This window comes from Bradyrhizobium sp. USDA3516 (assembly GCF_057651995.1).
In genome coordinates, this window is sequence record NZ_JBYGYN010000007.1 from 391,757 (window position 1) to 411,480 (window position 19,724).

A 19,724-nucleotide genomic window follows, 5' to 3' on the forward strand; every position below is an offset into this window, starting at 1 on the left:
TCCCTGGATATGCTAGGCTCGTTTCCAACGAGCACGTGCGAACGCGTGCCGGCAAACAAGGGAGAGTGTCATGGCCTACGAACACATTCTCTATGAGGTGAGCGACAAGATCGCGACCATCACGCTCAACCGTCCCGATCGCATGAATGCATGGACGCCGATCATGGAGCGCGACGTGCGTCACGCCATGGAAGCGTCGAACGCCGACGACAATGTCCGCGTCATCGTCCTCACCGGCGCGGGCCGCGCCTTCTGTGCCGGCGCCGACATGGATGCGCTGAAGGGTCTCGATCCCAACGACGTCGGGCGTGCCTCGAACCTGCCGCCGTTCGACATGAATCGCCGGCCGGACTGGCAGACGCGCTACGGCTATTATCCTTCGATCAAGAAGCCCGTGATTGCCATGCTCAACGGCGCGACGGCAGGTATCGGACTGGTGCATGCACTCTATTGCGACCTGCGCTTTGCCGCCGACAACACCGTGTTCACCACGGCTTTCGCGCGGCGCGGCCTGATTGCCGAGCACGGCATTAGCTGGATGCTGCCGCGCATCGTCGGCCATGCCAATGCGCTGGATCTGTTGCTTTCGGCCCGGCGCGTGGGAAGCGAGGAGGCGCTCCGGATCGGGCTGGTCAACCGGCTCTGTTCGCCTTCGATGCTGCGCGAGGAGACCTATGCCTATGCGCGCGATCTCGCCGATTTCGTCTCGCCGAGCGCGATGGCCGTGATCAAGCGCCAGCTCTACGAGGTGCCGTTCCAGACGCTGGCCGAGGCGACGATCGAGGCGAACCGGGAGATGATGGTCGCGCTGAACGGGAGTGATTTCCGGGAGGGTGTGGCGAGCTTCATGGAGAAGCGGCCGCCGCGGTTTACGGGGAGGTAGGGAGGATTACGGCGGGAGCCCGCCTTCGCCCTGTGGGCTTCGGCGAGGCAGCCTTCGCTCACTTCGCTACGAAAGAGCACGGTTGGCTTGCCGAGCCGTAGCTCGCGAAGGCTGGTGGAGCCAGGCGGGATCGAACCGCCGACCTCGTCATTGCGAACGACGCGCTCTCCCAGCTGAGCTATGGCCCCTTTGCTGGCCGCTCTGGTGAACGCGGCCGACAACCGGGCGCCATTTAAGTCCCCGCCAAGGTCAAGTCAAGGACGCGTGTAACCCGGTTTTAGCTGTCCGGGCACCGACTTCCCTTGTTTGGGCCGGATGGAACCGATATCTAGCAACAGGCGTCAATCCCGACCGGAGCCAGAGCTTCAAAAGCCAGAGTCGTCAAAAATCATGCGTGCCGTTCTCGACATCGTCATCATCGTGCTCGACCTCTACGTCTGGCTGCTGATCGCCTCAGCGATCCTGTCCTGGCTGATCGCCTTCAACGTGGTCAACACCCGCAACCAGTTCGTCTCGGCCGTGGCGGAGTTCCTGTACCGGATCACCGAGCCTCTGCTGGCGCCGATTCGCAATTTCCTGCCCAGCCTCGGCGGTCTCGACATCTCGCCGATTATCCTGATCCTGATCATCATGTTCATCGAGCGGGTGATCCTGTACTACATCTACCCGAACGTGGTCTGAGCGGACGGAGGCGCCTTGGTTGCCAACAAGGAGCCTTGTTGTCAGGAGCCTTCCCGTAAGGAGCCTTCCCGTAAGGAGCCTTCCCGCAAGGAGCCTTGGCGTTACTCAGCCGCGGGAATCAGTATCGCGCTGCGGGTGACGCCGCGCGGCGGCCGCGACGACATCGACGGGATCGAGCAGCTTTCGGATGGCCGCAGCGTGCTCAAGGTGCGTGTGCGCGCCATTGCCGATGGTGGCGAGGCCAACAAGGCCGTTCTGGTGCTGCTGGCGAAATCGCTCGGCGTGCCCAAGGCCAGCGTAAAATTGCTCTCCGGAGCCACCTCGCGGCTGAAGCAGATCGCTGTCGACGGCGATCCGGTGCGGCTCGGCGAAGCCCTGCGCCAGCTTGTATCGGCCAAATCGAAGGACTGAGGGAACTGACATGACCGCTGAGATCATCGATGGAAAAGTCATTGCGGCGGAACTCCGTGGCCGCGTCACCGAAGAGGTCGCCCGCGTCAAGCGCGAGCGCAATCTGGTGCCGGGCCTTGCGGTGATCCTGGTCGGCAACGACCCCGCCAGCGAAGTCTATGTCCGCTCGAAACACACCCAGACCCAGGCCGCGGGCATGGCCTCGTTCGAGCACAAGCTGCCGGCCGACGTCTCGCAGGCAGATCTGCTGGCGCTGGTCGCAAAGCTCAACCGCGATCCCGCCGTGCACGGCATTCTCGTGCAATTGCCGTTGCCGAAGGGGGTGAATACCGAGGCCGTCATCAACGCCATCGATCCCGCCAAGGATGTCGACGGGCTGCATCCGAACAATGCCGGCCGGCTCGCCGGCGGCTTCGAGGCGCTGTCGCCCTGCACGCCGCTCGGCTGCATCATCCTGACGAAAAGCGTGCATGCCTCGCTCGAAGGCATGAACGCCATCGTCATCGGCCGCTCCAACCTGGTCGGCCGCCCGCTCGTGCAATTGCTGCTGAACGAGAACGCCACGGTGACGATCGCGCATTCGCGCTCGCGCGACCTGCCGGCTCTCGTGAAGAAGGCGGATCTCGTTTATGCCGCGGTGGGTCGGCCAGAGATGGTGCGCGGCGATTGGCTGAAGCCGGGTGCGACCGTGATCGATGTCGGCATCAACCGCATCCCGAAGGAGGACGGCAAGACGCGTCTCGTCGGCGACGTCGCCTATCAGGAAGCGCTTGCAATTGCCGGTGCGATCACGCCGGTGCCGGGAGGTGTCGGCCAGATGACGGTGGCGTGCCTGTTGGTGAACACGCTCCGCGCGGCCTGTGCCATCGCCGGCCTGCCGAAGCCGGCGGTGTAAGTGAATGTCATTCCGGGCGGCTCGCAGAGCCGATGCCGGAATCTCGAGCCACAAACATCTGGATTCCGGGTTCGCGCTTCGCGCGCCCCGGAATGACGGCGGGGGCTCAGCCCTTTTTCTTCTTCTCGCGTTCGATGCCTTCCTGGATCAGCTTGTGCGCTTCCTCCGGGCCGCCCCAGCGCAGGATCTTCACCCACTTACCCTTTTCGAGATCCTTGTAGTGCTCGAAGAAGTGCTGGATCTGCTGCAGCGTGATGTCGGGCAGATCGGAGTACGATTTCACCTTGTCGTAGCGCTGCGTCAGCTTGGACGACGGCACCGCAAGGATCTTCTCGTCGCCGCCGGCTTCGTCCTCCATGAACAGCACGCCGACCGGGCGCACGCTCATGACGGCGCCGGGGATGATGGCGCGGGTGTTGATGATCAGCACGTCGCAGGGGTCGCCGTCATCCGACAGCGTATGCGGGATGAAGCCGTAATTGCCGGGGTAACGCATCGGCGTGTAGAGGAAGCGGTCGACCACCAGCGTGCCGGCCTCCTTGTCCATCTCGTACTTGATCGGTTCGCCGCCCACGGGGACCTCGATGATGACGTTGACGTCGTGGGGAACGTTCTTTCCGATCGAGACCGCATCGATACGCATTCAAGGCTCCGTTGTTGCCGAGGATAAATCGCGCCCGGCAGCGATTTTGGCGCTGTCATACGCGGGCTTGGCCCGCTGATCCATCGCGTTCTTGTGAAATAATGAATCCGGCGATCACGGGCGCAAGCGGCCTGCGGTATCGACGGATGGGAACGCTGCCCGGTTAGGGTTTCAGCAGCTCAATTGGTCCAAGCGAAGGCAACCTTGTCGAGCGCCTTCGGCCCGAACCGCTCCGACGAGCGCGCCACCATGCGACCACCCAGGGCGCGGTAGAACTCGGTGGCCGGGTCGTTGTCCGAGAGCGCCCACACCACCATGCTCTTCAGCCCGCTCTGCATCAGGTCGCGGCGGGCGGCGGCAAACAGGCGGCGGCCGAAGCCGAGGCCCTGAAATTCGGGCCGCAGATAAAGCTCGTAGATCTCGCCGTCGAAATGCAGGCTGCGGGCCCGGTTGCGGCCGTAATTGGCATAGCCGGCGATCTTGTCACCGAACACCAGCACGCTGACGCGGCTGCCCTTGCGGATCGCGCTGTCCCACCATTGCGGTCCGCGGCGGTTGATCAGCTTCTCCAGCTCGGCACCGGGAATGATGCCCTGATAGGCCGAGCGCCAGGCTTCGTCATGGGTCGACGCCACCGCAGTTGCATCTGCGGCTTTGGCCGGCCGGACCTCGATCAGGGTTGTGCTCATGGACGCGATCAAACCAAGTCGCCGCGCCGGCGGCAAGACCTATCGTTAATTATCGGTTAACCTGTGGACTTTCTGCATCAGTATTTTACCCATGTTGTGCCGAAAAAAGACAGGGTCCTGACTCCGAGGGCACCGGCGTGCCGTGCGTCGGTGCAAAACTCCTGTTGCGGCAACGAAGGAGCGGCAATGGGCACCGCAGAAAGTCCGCCCATGGTGATTCGTTCCTACTAGTGTGGCTGTCGCTGATCTTGTTCGCCCTTGGCAATTCATGCGGCTCCTCAACACCATCGCGCTCCTGCCTCTGCTGGCCTTGCTGACCGCGCCGCCTCTGTGCGCGCAGGTCAGGTTCGGTCCATCGGGAGAGGAGGGCGAGCCGTTTCGTCGGCAGGAATGGCGCGTACCCTCGCCGGATACCGATCTTGCTGCACATGCCCTGCTGTTTCGTCCCTCGGGTCCAGGTCCGTTCCCCCTCGCGGTGATCGCACACGCCTCGACGCAGAACACGCTGCGGCGGGCGCAAATGCCGCAGCCGGAATACCGCCCGCTCGCCGGCTATCTCGTCGCGCGCGGCTTTGCGGTGCTGGTGCCGGAGCGGCCCGGCCATGGCGCGACCGGCGGCCGCTACCTCGAGGATCAGGGCGGCTGCGACGAGGCCGATTACGCACGCTCTGGTCGCGCAACGGCCGACGCAATCAAGCTGGCTCTGGTCCATCTGCAAAAGCAGGATTTCATCCGTAAGGATGGCGCGATCGTGATCGGCCATTCCGCCGGCGGATGGGGTGCGCTGGCGCTCGCCGGTGCCGATCCGAAGGTGATCTCCGCCATCGTCGTGTTTGCACCGGGACGCGGCGGCCATGCCAATGACGAGCCGAACCGAATCTGCGCGCCGCACACCCTGCTCGCCGCCGCAGCGGAATTCGGCAAGACCGCGCGCATTCCTGTCACCTGGCTTGTTGCGCCCAATGACAGCTATTTCGCGCCCGCATTCTCGCAGAAACTCGTCGATGCGTTTCGCGGTACCGGCGGCAAGGCCGAGCTTCGCCCGCTGCCGGCCGTCGGCAGCGAAGGCCATTGGATGATCGAAACCGAAGCCGGCGTCAGAGCCGCCAGCGCCGAGCTCGCGCGGGCGCTGAACCCGGCCAGGCCCATGACGACCAAGAAGCCATGACGGTGTATTTCCTGGTCAAATTTGTTCACGTCCTCGGCGCCATCGTCATCCTCGGCACCGGAACCGGCATCGCCTTCTTCATGCTGATGGCACATCGCACGCAGGATCCGGAATTCATCGCGCGCACCGCTTCGGTCGTCGTCATCGCGGACGGGATCTTCACGCTGTCTGCCGTGATCCTCCAGCCGGTCAGTGGCGGCGTGCTGATGATGCTGTCGGCGACGTCGATCACGGAACGCTGGCTGCTGGCCTCACTCGCGCTCTATGCGATCGCCGGATTGTTCTGGGTGCCGGTCGTGTTCATGCAGATCGAGATGCGCGACCTTGCGCGCAAGGCTGCTGCGCAGCGCAGTGCGCTGCCACCGCGCTATTTCGTGCTGTTCCGCCGCTGGTTCGCGTTCGGCTTCCCCGGCTTCGGGGCAACCGTGCTGATCCTGTGGCTGATGATCGCAAAGCCGTTCTGAGGGAAGCGATGAGTGAGCGAACCGTATTGGTGCTCGGTGCCTCCGGCCTGATCGGCCGCTTCGTCACCGACGATCTGCGCATGCGGGGCTTTCGCGTCGTCGGCGTGGCGCGGAGCCTGTCGCCGGCGCAGAGGATGAGCGCACTGGACATCGAGCTGCCGATCCTCGTCCTCGACGCGGCCGCGCTGATGCGTCTTCTCAACGAGCATACGGTGGACGTCGTCGTGAACTGCCTCGGCGTGCTCCAGGATGGCCCCGGCAGCAACACGAGCGCGGTGCATCGCGATTTCGTCGCACGTCTGCTTCAGGCGATCGGCGGCAGCGGCCGCGCAATCCGGCTGGTGCACATCTCGATCCCCGGCTCCGCGGAGGCGGACCGCACCGCCTTCGCTACGACCAAACGCGAGGCCGAGCGCCTGATCGGCACCAGCGGCATTCCCTATGCCATCCTGCGGCCCGGCTTCGTGGTCGCACCGTCAGCCTATGGCGGCAGCGCCATGCTCCGCGCGCTTGCAGCCTTTCCAGTCGATTTGCCGCCTGAGGAAATGGCAATGCCACTCCAGCCTGTGGCGATCGAGGATATTTCGGCGACCATCGCCTGGCTCGCCGCACGCGACATCGACGATGCCTCGTTGAGGGCGGTGAGCTGGGACCTGATGCAGGCTGAACCGGTCACCATGGCCGGCGTCATCAAGCCGTTTCGCCATGCCTTCGGCACGGCCGGCTGGCCGCGCATCGCGATGCCGCGCTTCCTGCTCGATCTCGGCGCGAAGCTCGGCGATGTAGCCAGCTATCTTGGCTGGATGCCGCCGATACGCTCCACCGCCATTGCCGAGCTCCGTCGCGGCGTGACTGGCGATCCGTCAGCGTGGATCGCTGCGACGGGCCTCGCGCCGAGGAGGCTGGCCGAGGTCATCGGACGCCACCCTGCCGGCATCCAGGACAAATGGTTCGCGCGCCTGTTCCTGGTCAAGGCGCTGATTTTCGCAAGCCTGGTCGCATTCTGGGGCGTCTCCGGTTTCATCGCCTTGTTCGTGTCCTATCGTGCCGCCGCCGGCATCTTGACCGCGCACAACTTTCCGCCCGCGCTGGTCGATCCCATCACCATCGGCACCAGCCTGATGGACATGAGCATCGGCGTCTTGATCGCCTTCCGCCGGACGGCTGCGATCGGCTTGATCGCGGGCATCTTCGTTTCGCTCGGCTATATGCTTGGCGCGGCGATTCTCACGCCCGACCTCTGGGTCGAGCCGCTTGGCGCGCTGGTGAAGACCGGACCGGCGATCGTCTTGATGGTCGTCGCGCTCCTGATGCTGGATAATCGATAGCGTTTTCGAGCGAAGTGGATTCCGGTTCGCGTGAAGAAAACGTGTCAAAAAGAGAGTCTGATGCCCAAATGGCCTGACGACGACGTCATTCTGTTCGACGGCGTCTGCGTCTTCTGCTCACGCTGGGTCCGCTTCGTCGCCAAGCGCGACACGGCGAAGCGATTTCGGTTCACGCCGATCCAATCGGATTATGGCGCGCGGTTGGCGCGCGCGTTCGGCATCGACCCCGATGATCCCGACACCAACGCGGTGGTTCACGGCGGCGCGGTGTTCATGAAGTCCGACGCCGCGCTGACGGTGCTGTCGCATCTCCCGGGCTGGGGCTGGGTGCGCGCGCTGTTCGCCGTGCCGAAGCCGCTGCGGGACGCGATCTACAGCCTCGTCGCGCGCAATCGCTATCGTATTTTTGGAAAGTACGACGCCTGCTTCGTGCCGAACGCAGACTTGCGGGCGCGGGTGATCGAGTAGCCCGTCATTGGGGCAGCTCTATCCGCCGTCATTGCGAGGAGCTCTTGCGACGAAGCAATCCGGAATCCCACCGCGGGAAGATTCTGGATTGCTTCGCTGCGCTCGCAATGGCGGAGTTTGAGGCTACGGCCTACCCAGAGCCGCCAGCGCTTCCCCCGCCGCCCGCTCTCCGCTATCCCGCGCGCCATGCGCGGTCGTGAAGAAATTCGGCGACGTCGCCTCGCCGGCGAAGAACAGCCGTCCATCCACCGGCGCAGCCAGCACGGCACGGTCGCCGGCATAGCCGGGCAGCGCGTGCGAATACGACCCCCGCGCGAACGGATCGCGGGCCCAGCGCGATTCGTACAGCGGCTTCAGCTTGCGGCGGATATCGTTGCCGAGAAAACCCGCGATCTCGTTGATGGCTTGGGCGGCGATGGCGCCGTCGCCGGCAGCTTCGAGTTCGCGGGCAAAGCTGCCGCCGAAAAAACCCTCGATGCAGGGCTGGCCGAACGGGCGGATGTGATAGGTGCCCATCTCCGTGCGCATGGTGGCGCCGCGCAGATTGCCTTCAGCCGGGAAGGCCTCGGCATCGCCAAGCGCCAGCGTCACCTTGTCGTCGACGCCGAGTGGCAGGCCCGCTGCTGCGTTCACCTTTGCGGGGAGCGGCGGCGAGAAGCGAATGGCTTCCTCGGCGATGAGATTGGTCGGCACGGTGACGATCGCCTTGTTCGCGGTCAGCGTGCCCCGCGACGTCTCGATGCAGATGCGTTTGTCCGAATGATCGACCAGCGTGACGTTGCAGTTCAGCGCCACCGGGCAGGGCGCACCATAGGCTGCGATCAGCGCGCCATAGCCGCGGCGGACGCGCCAATTGAAGTTGGTGTCCTCATAGGCGTCCCAGTCCAGCGTCGACATATCCTTCAGCTCGCAACCGTTGATATAGGTCGAGATCGCGTCGATCATCGGATTCCAACGATTACCGGGCTCCAAATGCGAGCTCGCGGGCGCGTCCTTGCCCGTTTGCGCGGCCTTCCACACGCGGTGGTAAAACGCGTCCATCGCGCGCATGAAATCGTCGCGCTCGCTTTCCGGAAAGGCATTGCCGAAAGCCCGCTCGCGCCAGGGCGGCAGGTCCTTGTTGAGCTCGAAACCGAGCTGTCGCGCGATCGGCACGAAGGAATTCTTGTCGGCCGAATGCAGCCAGCCGCAGCCGACGTCGAACGTCACCTCGGGCGAGGCCTGCACCGTCCAGGCCCGGCCGCCGAGACGGTCACGCGCCTCCAGCACGATCACGGAGAGGCCGGTGTCCGTCAGCGCATGGGCTGCACCGAGGCCGGCGGCACCGGCGCCGATGATCGCGACGTCGACGGAGGAGGGGAGGGAGGTCATGGGCGGGCTCTAGCACGTTCGCGAAGAGTGCTGAAGCCGCCACGCGCACAGCTGTCATCGCCCGGCCTTGACCGGGCGATCCAGTATTCTAGAGACGATCGTTGTAGAGCCGAGAAGCCGCGGCGTACTGGATGCCCCGGTCAAGCCGGGGCATGACAATGAGTGTATACCGCGGCCTTACGCCACCGCTTCCTTGGCCTTTTCCGCGCGCTTGCGCTCGTTCGGGTCGAGGTGCTTCTTGCGCAGGCGGATCGACTTGGGGGTGACCTCGACGAGCTCGTCGTCCTCGATATAGGCGAGCGCCTTTTCCAGAGTCATGCGGATCGGCGGGGTCAGGCGCACGGCTTCGTCCTTCGAGGTCGTGCGGATGTTGGTGAGCTGCTTGCCCTTGAGCACGTTGATCTCGAGATCGTTGTCGCGGGTGTGCTCGCCGACGATCATGCCCTTGTAGACCTTCCAGCCCGGCTCGATCATCATCGGGCCGCGATCTTCCAGCTTGAACATGGCGTAGGCCACCGCTTCGCCCTGGTCGTTGGAGATCAGCACGCCGTTGCGGCGGCCCTGGATCTCGCCCTTGTACGGCGCATAGCCGTGGAACAGGCGGTTCATGATCGCGGTGCCGCGGGTGTCGGTGAGCAGTTCGCCCTGGTAGCCGATCAGGCCGCGGGTCGGCGCGTAGAACACCAGGCGCTGACGATTGCCGCCCGAGGGCTTCATCTCAATCAGCTCGGATTTGCGCTCGCTCATCTTCTGCACGACGACGCCGGAATGCTCCTCGTCGACGTCGATCACGACCTCCTCGATCGGCTCCATGGTGGCGCCGGTCGCCTCGTCCTTCTGGAACACGACGCGTGGGCGCGACACCGAGAGCTCAAAACCTTCGCGTCGCATGGTCTCGATCAGGATCGCGAGCTGAAGTTCGCCGCGGCCGGAGACTTCCATCGCGTCCTTGTCCGCGGATTCGACCACGCGCAGTGCGACGTTGCCCTCGGCTTCGCGCAAGAGACGGTCGCGGATCATGCGGCTGGTCACCTTGTCGCCTTCGGTGCCGGCGAGCGGGGAGTTATTGACGATGAACGACATCGATACGGTCGGCGGATCGATGGGCTGCGCCGGCAGCGGCACCTCGACGGTCGGATCGCAGAAGGTGTCGGCGACGGTTCCCTTGGTGAGGCCCGCGATCGCGACGATGTCGCCGGCTTCGGCTTCATCGAGCGGGGTGCGCTCGAGGCCGCGGAACGCCAGGATCTTGGTGATGCGCCCGGACTCGACCAGCTTGCCGTCGGCGTTCAGCACCTTGACCTGCTGGTTCGGCTTCAGCGTGCCGGAGGAGATTCGGCCGGTGATGATGCGGCCGAGATAGGGGTTGGCTTCGAGGATGGTGCCGATCATGCGGAACGGACCTTCCTCGACCTTCGGCGGAGCGACGTGGCGCAGGATCAGGTCGAACAGCGGCTCCATGCCCTTGTCCTGCGGACCTTCGGGGCTATCGGCCATCCAGCCCTGCTTGGCCGACCCGTAGAGGATCGGGAAATCGAGCTGCTCCTCGCTGGCATCGAGCGCCGCGAACAGGTCGAATACCTCGTTGATGACTTCGGTCGGGCGCGCGTCGGGGCGGTCGACCTTGTTGATGACGACGATCGGCTTGAGGCCGACCTTGAGCGCCTTGGAGACCACGAATTTGGTCTGCGGCAGCGGGCCTTCTGCGGCGTCGACCAGCACCAGGGCGCCGTCCACCATGTTGAGGATGCGCTCGACCTCGCCGCCGAAATCGGCGTGGCCGGGGGTGTCGACGATATTGATGCGAGTGTCCTTCCACTGCACCGAGGCCGCCTTGGCCAGGATGGTGATGCCGCGCTCGCGCTCCAGATCGTTGGAGTCCATGGCGCGATCAGTCACCTTCTGGTTCTCGCGGAACGTGCCGGACTGCTGCAGGAGTTTGTCGACCAGGGTCGTCTTGCCGTGGTCGACGTGGGCGATGATGGCGACGTTACGAAGATTCATGGGTGAGCTTCTTTGCGGTCGAACAATGGGTTAAGCGCGATCTCGCCGGTCGGACCGGGACCTCTTCTCGAAACAACGCTGGAAGACTGGAAACGGGGCGCTTTCCGCCCAAAAAGGAAGCCCGGCCATGTCAGCCGGGCGCCCTGCGCGTTGCGGCGCAATATATGCAAAAACGGCCAAAAAACAATGTGTTCTTTGGCCGTTGGTTGACTGAATTTTGTCCGGGAATCCCCGGGGCTTAGCTGTCCCTCCGAGCCGCCGGGGCCTTTCGCCCGACAATGGCCGCCCAGATCATGACCACACCTCCGATGCCGATGACGAGTCCCAAAAAGATCAGTGACGCGATATCGGAAGGGATCGAGCCACCCTCGACCACCGACATTCCGCCGAACAGGAGCGCGCAGAGGCCCGGCAGCAGCATGAAGATCCCTGCGATCGCCATCAGCGCGGTGAGGCAGCCACCGCGCTTTTGCGGGTCCTGTGGGGGCAGTGCCGGTGGGTTGGTGGAATCGCTCATGGTCTCTTTCTCGCGGCCCTGATCAGCAACACGCCGGCGAAGGCCGCCAGCAACGCAAGGACGAGGATGGGGATGAAACGGCTATCGAGGTGGAACGACGAATCGGCGACGAAAATCAAGGCGCAGATGCCGGGCAACAGCAGGATCACCCCGAACATCACCATGAGCGCGGTGACGCATCCGCTTCGCGACGGCGGAGATGACGGCGTCTCGCTCAACGAGGGGCCCCCTCGCTCCGCCTGGCTTCTCGATAAGTATCGCCGGCCAGCGCGGCGCGGATGCCGTCGATCTTTCCGTTGCGGTAGAACAGATTGTAGGTGTCGAACGGGATGATCGCGCCCTGCTCGGTCACGAAATGGATGCAGCTGCGCTTGACGTTGCCGACGCAGAAATTGAAGCGGTCGAGAAACTGCACGATGGTGACGCGGAAGACGTTCTCGTAAGTAAGTCCTTCCGGCACCTGAAAGCTCGGCAGGCAGCACAACAATTCGCAGACGCGCTCGGACGTGTTGAGGGGCCCCGAAGACAGCGAGAACAGGTCGATGAACTTTTCCCGCAGCACCGGATATTTCTCCGGGCTGATCGTGTTTGGCATCACCGCCACCAGCTGCTCCTGTGGGATCAGCGAGGTCAGCGGCAGCACCTTCTCGCCGTTGCGCAGGCCGTAGCCGATCGAGATGCTCTCGGGATTGCAGGGCAGGGGAATCATATCCTTGTCCCCGAACACGCCGGTTTCGACGACGCGCTTGCGGATCTCCGACAGCATGATGCGGTCGGTATTCTTGTCGAAATTCTCGTTGCGGCCGGCATCCTGGACCGGCTGCAACGTCACCCCGCGCACGCACGTCCAGGTCAGCGCGTGGCGCACGATGTCGCCAATCTCGGCATCGTTGACGCCGCGCTTGATGGTCGCGACCAGCGTCGTCGAGATGCCGTAATGCTCGAGATTTTCCAGCGCCTGCTGGCGGATTTTTCGCAAGTCCGCGCCGCGCAGGTTGATCAGCGCGTCGCGCTGCAGCGAATCGAACTGGAGATAGACCTCCAGCCCGCGTCTGTTCTCGGCGAGCCGCGCCACGAAATCCTTTTCGCGGGCGATGCGCAGGCCGTTGGTGTTGATCATGACGTGGCGGATCGGCCGGGCGCGCACGGCGTCCAGGATCTCGAAAAAGTCCGGATGCAGCGTCGGCTCGCCGCCGGAAATCTGCACGAGATCGGGCTCGCCTTCGCTCGCAACCAGGGCGTCGAGCATCTTCTCCACCGTCGCGAGCGGCGTGAATTTCGTTCGCGTCGGCGAAGACTCCGCGAAGCAGACCGGGCAGGTGAGATTGCAATGCTCGGTGATCTCGATCAGCGCTAGGCAGGAATGCTGCTCGTGGTCGGGACAGAGGCCACAATCATAGGGGCAGCCGAATTGGGTTCGCTCCTGGAATTGCAGCGGCCGGTCGCCCGGCTTGATGAAATCCTTGCACAGCCGCCAATAGGCGGCATCGGTCGACACCAGCGTCGATTGCACGCCGTGCTCCCTGCAGCGCTTTTCGTACCAGACCTCGTTGCCGAGAATCTGGATCTTGGTCGGCACCAGCTTCAGGCAGGTCTCGCAGAGGGATTGGGTCTGGCCCCAGAAGATGTAGGGACGCGACTTACGCAACGGCGCGTTCATGCAAGTGACTCGTTTTGTATGCGTCTCGCTTTGGGTGCCGTCGCCAGCATCAAGGCTGCGTAGAGCAGGATGGACAGCGACAGCAGGTGAAACAGGGTCAGGGGTCCGATCAGCGTGCCATAGGGCTTGAGGAATTCCCATAGGAAGCGCTGCGCCCCGTAATAGGCGAGCACCAGGTAGAAACCATTGGTGATCGTGAACGCGTGCCGGTTCAAGACCGCCAGCACATAGCCGAGCGCGAACAGCGCCATGGCCGCGCTCTCGTAGAGCTGCACGGGATGGCGACGAACGCCGTCGCCGAAATCATGGCCGAAGGGCAGCGCCGTCGGCGAGCCATAGGTGAAATCGTCGAGGCCTGCGAAGTAGCAGCCGATCCGGCCGATCGCGATGCCGAGCGCCAGCGGCAGCGCGAAGCGCGCACCGGTTCGCACCGTGACGCCTGCGGACCATTTGTAGAGTTCGATCGCCACGATGCCGCCGGCCAGCGCACCCTCGACCGAGCGCGCTATGCCGCTTTGCCCCGACAGCCACAGATTGGCGGAGCCGAACAGATAGGCGCCGACGCCTGCGCCAAATACCAGTGCGGCGATATAGGGCAGCGCGAAGGATTGCGAGGGAAACTGCAAGCCCCGTCGCGACAGCCAATAGAGGGCGGCGGCCGCCGCCAGCCAGGCCAGTACGTCGAAGAGAGTGTGAAGGAAAGCCCCGCTCATGCGGGGCCAGTATAGCACGACCGCGGTTGGAACGGCGCGCCGCGCATTATAGCGCCACAAGGGGAGGAGGAAGAAGCTACCCGGCCTCCCGCTCCTCGGTCGGATAGACCCCGCGCAGCACCTCCTCGAAATGCATCTTCACGGCGTCGTTGCACAGGCAGGCGCGCAGCCTCAGGCCGTCGCGGTTGCGGACCAGGATCGAGCCGCGCCGCGTGTCGAGCACGCCTTCGGCCTTGAACGACTGAAGCACGCGGCTGGTATAGGACCGCCCCACGCCAAGCAGCGTCGCGAGCTGTTCGTGGGTCAGCGGCACGCTGGTCTCGTCGCCGGTCCGCTCCATCGCCGCCAGGATCCATTTGGCGGTGCGCTGCTCGATCGAATGGATGGCGTTGCAGGCGGTCGACTGGAAGATCTGGGCCAGCATGCAATCGGCATAGCGGGCAAAGACGTTGCGCAGCGACGCCGAGCGCAGCTTGGCCGCTTCCAGCTTGGCAACGTGAATGCGCGCAAACGGCCCGCCGAATTTGACGCAGATCCGGGTATAGGCCGGCAGAAACCCCTCGCTGACGATGCCGCCCACCGCGCCTTCGCGGCCGACCAGAATGGTTTCGACGTCGCGGCCGTCCTCGTTGGGGACGAGGAAAGTCGCGAGCGACGGGCCGCAGGGGAAATGGACGACCTGCACGTCATCGCCGGGATTGTAGAGCAAGTGCCCCGCCGCAGACTCCTCGACGGTCACGTGCGGCGCCAGGAGGCCGTAGTCGGCCTGACTCAAACGCCGCAGCAGATTGTTGGCCGGCCGGCTCTCGATCTCGGTGACCTTCCCGATACGCGCATCCATCCTGAATTCCCACCCTTCCTCCCCACCTTAGCGAGTTCCATCCGTTTCCTGTGTGCACAAGTGGACAGACCGGAGAACGATGATGTGGTGAGTTTCGTTCCGGGAACCCTCCGATGCGCGGGGCGCAGGCAGCGTGACGCGGCAGTCCTGATCCCAAACCCCCCGAACCAAGATGCGATCATGGCACCTGCAAACTCCAATGGCTGGCCGGCCGATGTTCTGATCGTCGAGGACGATCCGATCATCGCGATCGATTTCGAGGATCGCCTGCTCGGATTTGGTGTGGCCACCGTGCGGACCGTGGGTTCGGTGACGCAGGCGCTCAACGCCATTGCGAAACGGACACCCGATTTCGCGCTGCTCGATGTCGAGCTGATCCGCGAGACGAGCTTTGCGATCGCCGAGCGGCTGATCGCGCTGAAGGTTCCGTTCGTGTTCGTCACCGGCTACGGCGCCGAGGTGCGCATTCCGTCCGAATTTGCGGGCCGGCCGCGGCTGCAGAAGCCGTGCTCGAGCGATGCACTGGAAGCAGCGCTGCAGGCACGGGACGCCTGATCGCCTATTTGCCGGAGCGAATGCAGAGCTCGGCGAGATCGGTCTCGACGCCCCTGAAGAATGTGTGCGGAAGCGGCGGCGGCGATGAGGCCTTCTTGATCGCCGCACTCTGCGCAATCGCCGCTTGATCGGACAATTGCAGGAAGCGTTTCAGCGCCTTCGAACGATTCTTGCTGGCGAACGTCTCCAACCGCTCTTCAAGTGCATCGGTCGGATTGAGACGGAGCAGAGCTTCGTTGCCGGTCTCCAATGGGGAGACCGCTCCAAGTTTCACGCGGGCGATGACGTTGTAGTGACCGAAATGCTCGAAGATCAAGTCCGCGAGCTTCGCCTGACGTATCGGCTCTTCCATCGCGAGATAGCGCTTCACGTCCGGATTGCTCTTCAGGCTTTCCAATTCGGCTGCACCGGCAAATGGATTGTCGGAGTTAAGCCGGTCGATGAATGCCGATGCGCCTTCCAGCATACGCGTGCCCCACGTGATGACGATATCGCGGCCACGCGATTCGAGCTGGTCGGCAGCCAACCCCTTGTCCGACAGGCATGCCGGGTCGGCGCTTGCGCGCAACGACTTGCCGAGCTCGGCGGTCAGCGCCTTGCCGTAAGGCGAAGCGAGGGCCTCGCGCACCCGCGCGGCTTTGTCCTGGGTCTGGGCGCATGTGGGGGATACTGCGCTCAGCACGAGCGCGATAACGAACGTTCGGCGGCTGAACGGCACGGCATCAACTCGAAATTGGCTCGGATGGCAACGCGCCTCGAAAATGCGTGGGCGCCTGCAATTGTCGTCCGGGCCGGCCGGATGGTTCATCCGGCGTTGAATTGAGTCACGCAAGCTTCGGATCGAGCGTGGCCGACCACAGCGCGACGTCGGCGCGATCGCGCAGGGTCACCGTCATCCGGCCGGACGCGCCGTCGATCTTGACGTGACCGAAGAACTGCATGCCGGCGGACGGCGGCAGGTTCTGGCTGTCCTTGCCAGGTGCCTTGACGAAGCGCACCTCGGGGCCAAAGGTATTGTCGAGCGCGTTCGGGCCGAACGTGCCCGCGTGCAGCGGGCCCGAGACGAATTCCCAGAACGGCTCGAACTCCTGAAATTGGGCCTTGTTCGGATCGTAATAATGCGCGGCGGCGTAGTGCACGTCCGCGGTCAGCCACACCGTGTTGCTGATCGGCGCCAACTTGATGAAGCGCAGGATGTCGGCGATCTCGAGCTCGCGGCCACGCACCGGGCCGTCGCCCTGCGCAACGGCTTCCGAGCCGCCCTTCGGCGTGTCGGAGACGATCAGGCTGATCGGCATGTCGGATGCGATCACCTTCCATGTCGCGCGTGAATTCAGCAGGCCGCGCTTGAGCCAGGCGATCTGCTCCGGGCCGAGGAAATAGCTGGCGGGGCCATAGGCGGTTTCGAGATTGGCACCGTTCGGCCCGCGATAGCTGCGCTCGTCGAGCACGAACACGTCGAGATGCGGGCCGTAGGAGATCTGGCGATAGACCCGGCCGGGTTCAGTGATGCTCTCCCGCATCGGGTACATCTCGTGGAAGGCCCGGCCTGCGCGGGCTGCGAGCAGTGAGATGTCGCGCACCTTGTAGGCGGCCGGCAAGTCTTTCGACAGCGACCAGTTGTTGGTGACTTCGTGGTCGTCCCACTGCACGAAGATCGGCACCTCGGCATTGAAGGCGCGCAGATTGTCGTCGGTGAGATTGTATTTGTACGCGGCGCGGTACTCATCCAGCGTCTCGGCGACCTTGGCCTTCTCCGGGATGGTCAGATTCTTCCAGATCTTGCCGTCGGCGAGCTTCACCTCGGGTTGGATAGGACCGTCGGCATAGATCGTATCGCCCGAGTGCAGGAAGAAATCCGGCCGGTGCTTGCGCATGGTCGAGAAGGTGACCATGCCGCCGTCATCGGGATTGATACCCCAGCCCTGCCCTGCGACGTCGCCGCCCCAGACGAAGCTGACGTCGCGGCGGTCGGCCGGCGCGGTGCGGAATCGCCCGGTCACCGCCTCGCCCTCGATCGCGCTGTGGGAGAGATCGCGGAAGCGGACGCGGTAGAAGATGTCTTGGCCGGCGGGAAGATTTTCGACCAGCATCTTGGCGGTGAAATCGCTCTCGGGCAGCGCCGCGATCGGCGGCAATGCGCGGGCGTCCTTGAAGGACTCAGCCGTCGCCACCTCGACCAGCATCTGCGCGGGCCGGTCGGTTCGCGCCCACACCACCCCGCCGTCGACGGTAACGTCGCCCGCTTGCACGCCGTGGGTGACCGCCGGCCGGTCTGCCGCGCGCGAAAGATACGGCATCGCCATCGTGCCGAGCGCGCCGGCGCTGGTGGCGAGGAAGCGGCGGCGGGAAAATTTGATGTTCATGGGGTTCCGATCCGGGGCTCGCGGAGGAGTCCGTCATTCCGGGGCGCGCGTAGCGCGAACCCCGGCATCGCCCCGGAATGACGTTGGAAGCTATATTGAGACAATGTGACGCAGCTATAACGCGCGCACGCGCTGCTCAGGCGTTGCCGGCGGCCCGGAACTGCGCGCTCGCCCGTTGCAGGTTCGGCGGCAGGCTGAACAGCACAGCCTTGCGGTCGGCGACGGCGGCGTGGAACTGGTCGAGTGCGATGTTGAAGGCGGTGAGCGCGGCTTCCTCGATCGCGCCGTGATCGAAGCAGCGCAGCGTGTCGCGCAGGATCTGGTCGGCCTCGGTCTGCATCTGGTCGAGCTCTTCGGTCGTCTCGCACTTGCGTGCCGCGGCGATCATGTCGAGCAGGCGTTCGCGCTGGTGGTTGTTGTTGTCGCGCTCGTCCTTCTTCAGATAGCCGGCGAACCAGGCGCCGACCGAGCCCATGGCCGAGAGTGCCATCAGGCTCCACCAGATATAGTCACTGTATTTGTCGAGGAAGGTCTTCTCCTCGCCGTCGACGAAGGCGGCCGCACCCGGATGCACCGGGATCACCGCATCCTTGTCGGTGTCGGGCGTCTCGATCTTCGCCGCCAGCGGGAATTCCGTCACCAGCTGCTGCCGCACCGCGAACAGCTGGCGCGTGAACGCTGCGATGTCAGCCTCGGAGACGCCTTTGCGCGCCACGATGTGGTGCGCGAAGCTGATGGTCTTGACCTCGTCCTCGGGGCGGTCGGGCGAGCCGCCGTAGGCGCCGGCGGGAATCTCGGAAGCTTCATAGACCGGATGATTCTGCGCGATCGCGTCGGCCGAATCGATGGCGAGGAAGGTTGGCGAGCCGCCCTCCCTGATCGATGCCGCGATCGCGTCCGCGGTGATCTTGCTGTTGACCGGGCCGGCCGCGAGGTAGACGTCGGCCTTCTGCGCCTTGATCGCCTCGGCAACTTCGTTGGCGGGAAATTGCACGATCTCGACCTTGGCCGGGTCGACGCCGTATTGCTGCAGGATCACCTTGAGCAGATTGACGTTGGCCTGGGTACGGCCGACGACGCCGATGCGATGGCCGGCGAGCTGCGCGATCTTGGCGATCTTCGCGCCCTTCTTCTTGCCCTTGGCTGGCACGGACCACAGCACCACGACGTTCTTGCGCAGGGTCGCGACCGCCTGTGCGTTCTTCGGCACGTCGAGGTCGCCGCGTACGATCGCGAGATCGACCTTGCCTTCGGCGAGTGCATTGGCGCTGGCGGTTGCGCCGTCGGTCTGGATCGGGCGCAGCCGCACGTAGCTCTTGTGCTGCGCGAAGCCTTGCGTCAGCGCCTGCACGACCTTGACGTCGTCGCTGTTGGCAGGGCCGACCGCGATTCTGAGCGTCACGGGACGCATCGCGAAGTAATAACCGCCGGCGACCACGCCGACGATCGCAAGCAGGAACGCCAGAGACACGAGCGCCGTCTTCCGCGCCGCGGATCGCGGCGAAGGCGGAGGGGGCGCTTCGGCCAGGTGCAATCCCCCGGTCATCGATCTCCCAAACAGGCGCTTTAGGCTCAGTTTCATCTTGGCCGGCGATTTACGCGCGCAATTGTAGCAAATTTCTTCTCCGGCGGGGTTACATCTCCGTCATGGTTAGCGGATGACGGAAATCCCGTATGAACCCGGGTCGTATGCGGGTGTTAGGGTAAAGTTCCCCTGAAGGACGGAGAGGGCCATGGCAGAACGGCTGACGGCGGAGGCGCGCAGGCAGGCGCTGGGCGGACTATCGGGTTGGACCGAGGTTCAGGGCCGCGACGCCATCGGGAAAACCTTTGTCTTCAAGGATTTCAACGAGGCGTTCGGCTTCATGACCCGCGCCGCGCTGGTCGCCGAGAAGATGGATCACCACCCCGAATGGCGCAACGTCTACAAGACGGTGGAGGTGGTGCTGTCGACCCACGATGCCGGCGGCGTCACCGCGCGCGACATGGCGCTGGCCAAGGCGATGAACGCCATCGCAGGCTGACATCAAGCGGACGTCTTGCAGCGACCGGCTGCATCCCCATGTT

The 19,724-nt window shown here is 64.3% G+C and carries 22 protein-coding genes and 1 tRNA gene; 10 read left to right on the plus strand and 13 right to left on the minus strand.

Annotated elements, in window-relative coordinates; all coding sequences use genetic code 11:
- Positions 1-70 precede the first annotated feature (70 nt).
- Positions 71-883 (plus strand): enoyl-CoA hydratase, encoded by an 813-nt coding sequence (locus AC24YW_RS23575; protein WP_487484934.1) that lies wholly within the window; start codon positions 71-73, stop codon positions 881-883.
- A gap of 112 nt (positions 884-995) precedes the next feature.
- On the opposite strand, the gene AC24YW_RS23580 is transcribed toward AC24YW_RS23575, so the two are convergent.
- Positions 996-1,071, minus strand: a tRNA-Ala gene (locus AC24YW_RS23580).
- Positions 1,072-1,273: 202 nt separating this feature from the next.
- On the opposite strand from AC24YW_RS23580, the gene AC24YW_RS23585 reads away from it, so the two are divergent.
- From AC24YW_RS23585 to folD, 3 genes are read left to right on the plus strand one after another with little or no spacing between them, the layout of a single operon-like run.
- Positions 1,274-1,564 (plus strand): YggT family protein, encoded by a 291-nt coding sequence (locus AC24YW_RS23585; RefSeq protein ID WP_036002872.1) that lies wholly within the window; start codon positions 1,274-1,276, stop codon positions 1,562-1,564.
- A 15-nt stretch (positions 1,565-1,579) separates the two neighbouring features.
- On the plus strand, positions 1,580-1,975 hold the full coding sequence (locus AC24YW_RS23590; protein ID WP_487484935.1) for a DUF167 domain-containing protein: 396 nt from the start codon (positions 1,580-1,582) through the stop codon (positions 1,973-1,975).
- A 10-nt stretch (positions 1,976-1,985) separates the two neighbouring features.
- On the plus strand, positions 1,986-2,870 hold the full coding sequence (folD, locus tag AC24YW_RS23595) for a bifunctional methylenetetrahydrofolate dehydrogenase/methenyltetrahydrofolate cyclohydrolase FolD (protein WP_487484936.1): 885 nt from the start codon (positions 1,986-1,988) through the stop codon (positions 2,868-2,870).
- 106 nt (positions 2,871-2,976) lie between these two features.
- Here folD and ppa read toward each other — a convergent pair whose 3' ends face one another.
- On the minus strand, positions 2,977-3,513 hold the full coding sequence (ppa, locus tag AC24YW_RS23600; RefSeq protein ID WP_172787893.1) for an inorganic diphosphatase: 537 nt from the start codon (positions 3,511-3,513) through the stop codon (positions 2,977-2,979).
- Positions 3,514-3,692: 179 nt separating this feature from the next.
- Positions 3,693-4,202: a GNAT family N-acetyltransferase gene (locus AC24YW_RS23605; protein WP_024338772.1), complete on the minus strand. Its 510-nt coding sequence runs from the start codon at positions 4,200-4,202 to the stop codon at positions 3,693-3,695.
- A gap of 268 nt (positions 4,203-4,470) precedes the next feature.
- Here AC24YW_RS23605 and AC24YW_RS23610 point away from each other — a divergent pair, with 268 nt between their 5' ends.
- The 4 genes from AC24YW_RS23610 to AC24YW_RS23625 are packed head-to-tail and all read left to right on the plus strand — an operon-like array spanning position 4,471 to position 7,630.
- Positions 4,471-5,370, plus strand: a complete 900-nt coding sequence (locus AC24YW_RS23610) for an alpha/beta hydrolase family protein (RefSeq protein ID WP_487484937.1) — start codon at positions 4,471-4,473, stop codon at positions 5,368-5,370.
- Entirely contained in the window at positions 5,367-5,834 is a 468-nt protein-coding gene (locus AC24YW_RS23615; RefSeq protein ID WP_487484938.1) for a DUF2269 family protein, read from the plus strand. Before AC24YW_RS23610 ends, AC24YW_RS23615 begins: the two co-directional genes overlap by 4 nt.
- A gap of 8 nt (positions 5,835-5,842) precedes the next feature.
- Positions 5,843-7,162 (plus strand): SDR family oxidoreductase, encoded by a 1,320-nt coding sequence (locus AC24YW_RS23620; RefSeq protein WP_487484939.1) that lies wholly within the window; start codon positions 5,843-5,845, stop codon positions 7,160-7,162.
- A gap of 60 nt (positions 7,163-7,222) precedes the next feature.
- Positions 7,223-7,630 carry a thiol-disulfide oxidoreductase DCC family protein gene (locus AC24YW_RS23625; protein WP_487484940.1) on the plus strand — a complete coding sequence of 136 codons (408 nt, stop codon included), beginning with the start codon at positions 7,223-7,225 and terminating at the stop codon, positions 7,628-7,630.
- 123 nt (positions 7,631-7,753) lie between these two features.
- Here AC24YW_RS23625 and AC24YW_RS23630 read toward each other — a convergent pair whose 3' ends face one another.
- From AC24YW_RS23630 to AC24YW_RS23660, 7 genes are all read right to left on the minus strand, one after another.
- Positions 7,754-9,001, minus strand: coding sequence for a flavin monoamine oxidase family protein (locus AC24YW_RS23630; protein ID WP_487484941.1), 1,248 nt, complete (start codon positions 8,999-9,001; stop codon positions 7,754-7,756).
- Between the two features lie 177 nt (positions 9,002-9,178).
- On the minus strand, positions 9,179-11,005 hold the full coding sequence (gene typA / locus AC24YW_RS23635; RefSeq protein ID WP_487484942.1) for a translational GTPase TypA: 1,827 nt from the start codon (positions 11,003-11,005) through the stop codon (positions 9,179-9,181).
- A 238-nt stretch (positions 11,006-11,243) separates the two neighbouring features.
- Positions 11,244-11,522: a hypothetical protein gene (locus AC24YW_RS23640; RefSeq protein ID WP_487484943.1), complete on the minus strand. Its 279-nt coding sequence runs from the start codon at positions 11,520-11,522 to the stop codon at positions 11,244-11,246.
- Positions 11,519-11,740, minus strand: coding sequence for a hypothetical protein (locus tag AC24YW_RS23645; RefSeq protein ID WP_487484944.1), 222 nt, complete (start codon positions 11,738-11,740; stop codon positions 11,519-11,521). The genes AC24YW_RS23640 and AC24YW_RS23645 overlap by 4 nt, the downstream gene beginning before the upstream one ends.
- Complete coding sequence (locus AC24YW_RS23650) at positions 11,737-13,182, minus strand: radical SAM protein (protein WP_487484945.1); 1,446 nt, start codon at positions 13,180-13,182, stop codon at positions 11,737-11,739. Before AC24YW_RS23650 ends, AC24YW_RS23645 begins: the two co-directional genes overlap by 4 nt.
- Positions 13,179-13,895 (minus strand): prolipoprotein diacylglyceryl transferase family protein, encoded by a 717-nt coding sequence (locus AC24YW_RS23655; protein WP_487484946.1) that lies wholly within the window; start codon positions 13,893-13,895, stop codon positions 13,179-13,181. The genes AC24YW_RS23650 and AC24YW_RS23655 overlap by 4 nt, the downstream gene beginning before the upstream one ends.
- A 76-nt stretch (positions 13,896-13,971) precedes the next feature.
- Positions 13,972-14,736, minus strand: a complete 765-nt coding sequence (locus AC24YW_RS23660; protein ID WP_487484947.1) for a Crp/Fnr family transcriptional regulator — start codon at positions 14,734-14,736, stop codon at positions 13,972-13,974.
- Positions 14,737-14,916: 180 nt separating this feature from the next.
- Between AC24YW_RS23660 and AC24YW_RS23665 the strand changes: the two genes are divergently transcribed.
- The gene (locus AC24YW_RS23665; protein WP_487484948.1) at positions 14,917-15,291 is read left to right on the plus strand and encodes a response regulator; all 375 of its coding nucleotides are present in this window, start codon (positions 14,917-14,919) and stop codon (positions 15,289-15,291) included.
- A 4-nt stretch (positions 15,292-15,295) separates the two neighbouring features.
- On the opposite strand, the gene AC24YW_RS23670 is transcribed toward AC24YW_RS23665, so the two are convergent.
- The 3 genes from AC24YW_RS23670 to AC24YW_RS23680 all read right to left on the minus strand — a co-directional run bounded on the left by AC24YW_RS23670 (position 15,296) and on the right by AC24YW_RS23680 (position 19,239).
- A complete protein-coding gene (locus tag AC24YW_RS23670) occupies positions 15,296-16,009 on the minus strand; it encodes a hypothetical protein (RefSeq protein ID WP_487484949.1) in 714 nt (237 codons plus the stop codon).
- A 106-nt stretch (positions 16,010-16,115) separates the two neighbouring features.
- Positions 16,116-17,657, minus strand: coding sequence for an alkaline phosphatase D family protein (locus tag AC24YW_RS23675; RefSeq protein ID WP_487484950.1), 1,542 nt, complete (start codon positions 17,655-17,657; stop codon positions 16,116-16,118).
- 136 nt (positions 17,658-17,793) lie between these two features.
- Positions 17,794-19,239 (minus strand): TAXI family TRAP transporter solute-binding subunit, encoded by a 1,446-nt coding sequence (locus tag AC24YW_RS23680; RefSeq protein ID WP_487484951.1) that lies wholly within the window; start codon positions 19,237-19,239, stop codon positions 17,794-17,796.
- Positions 19,240-19,390: 151 nt separating this feature from the next.
- Here AC24YW_RS23680 and AC24YW_RS23685 point away from each other — a divergent pair, with 151 nt between their 5' ends.
- Positions 19,391-19,681 carry a 4a-hydroxytetrahydrobiopterin dehydratase gene (locus tag AC24YW_RS23685; RefSeq protein ID WP_487484952.1) on the plus strand — a complete coding sequence of 97 codons (291 nt, stop codon included), beginning with the start codon at positions 19,391-19,393 and terminating at the stop codon, positions 19,679-19,681.
- Positions 19,682-19,724: the final 43 nt, after the last annotated feature.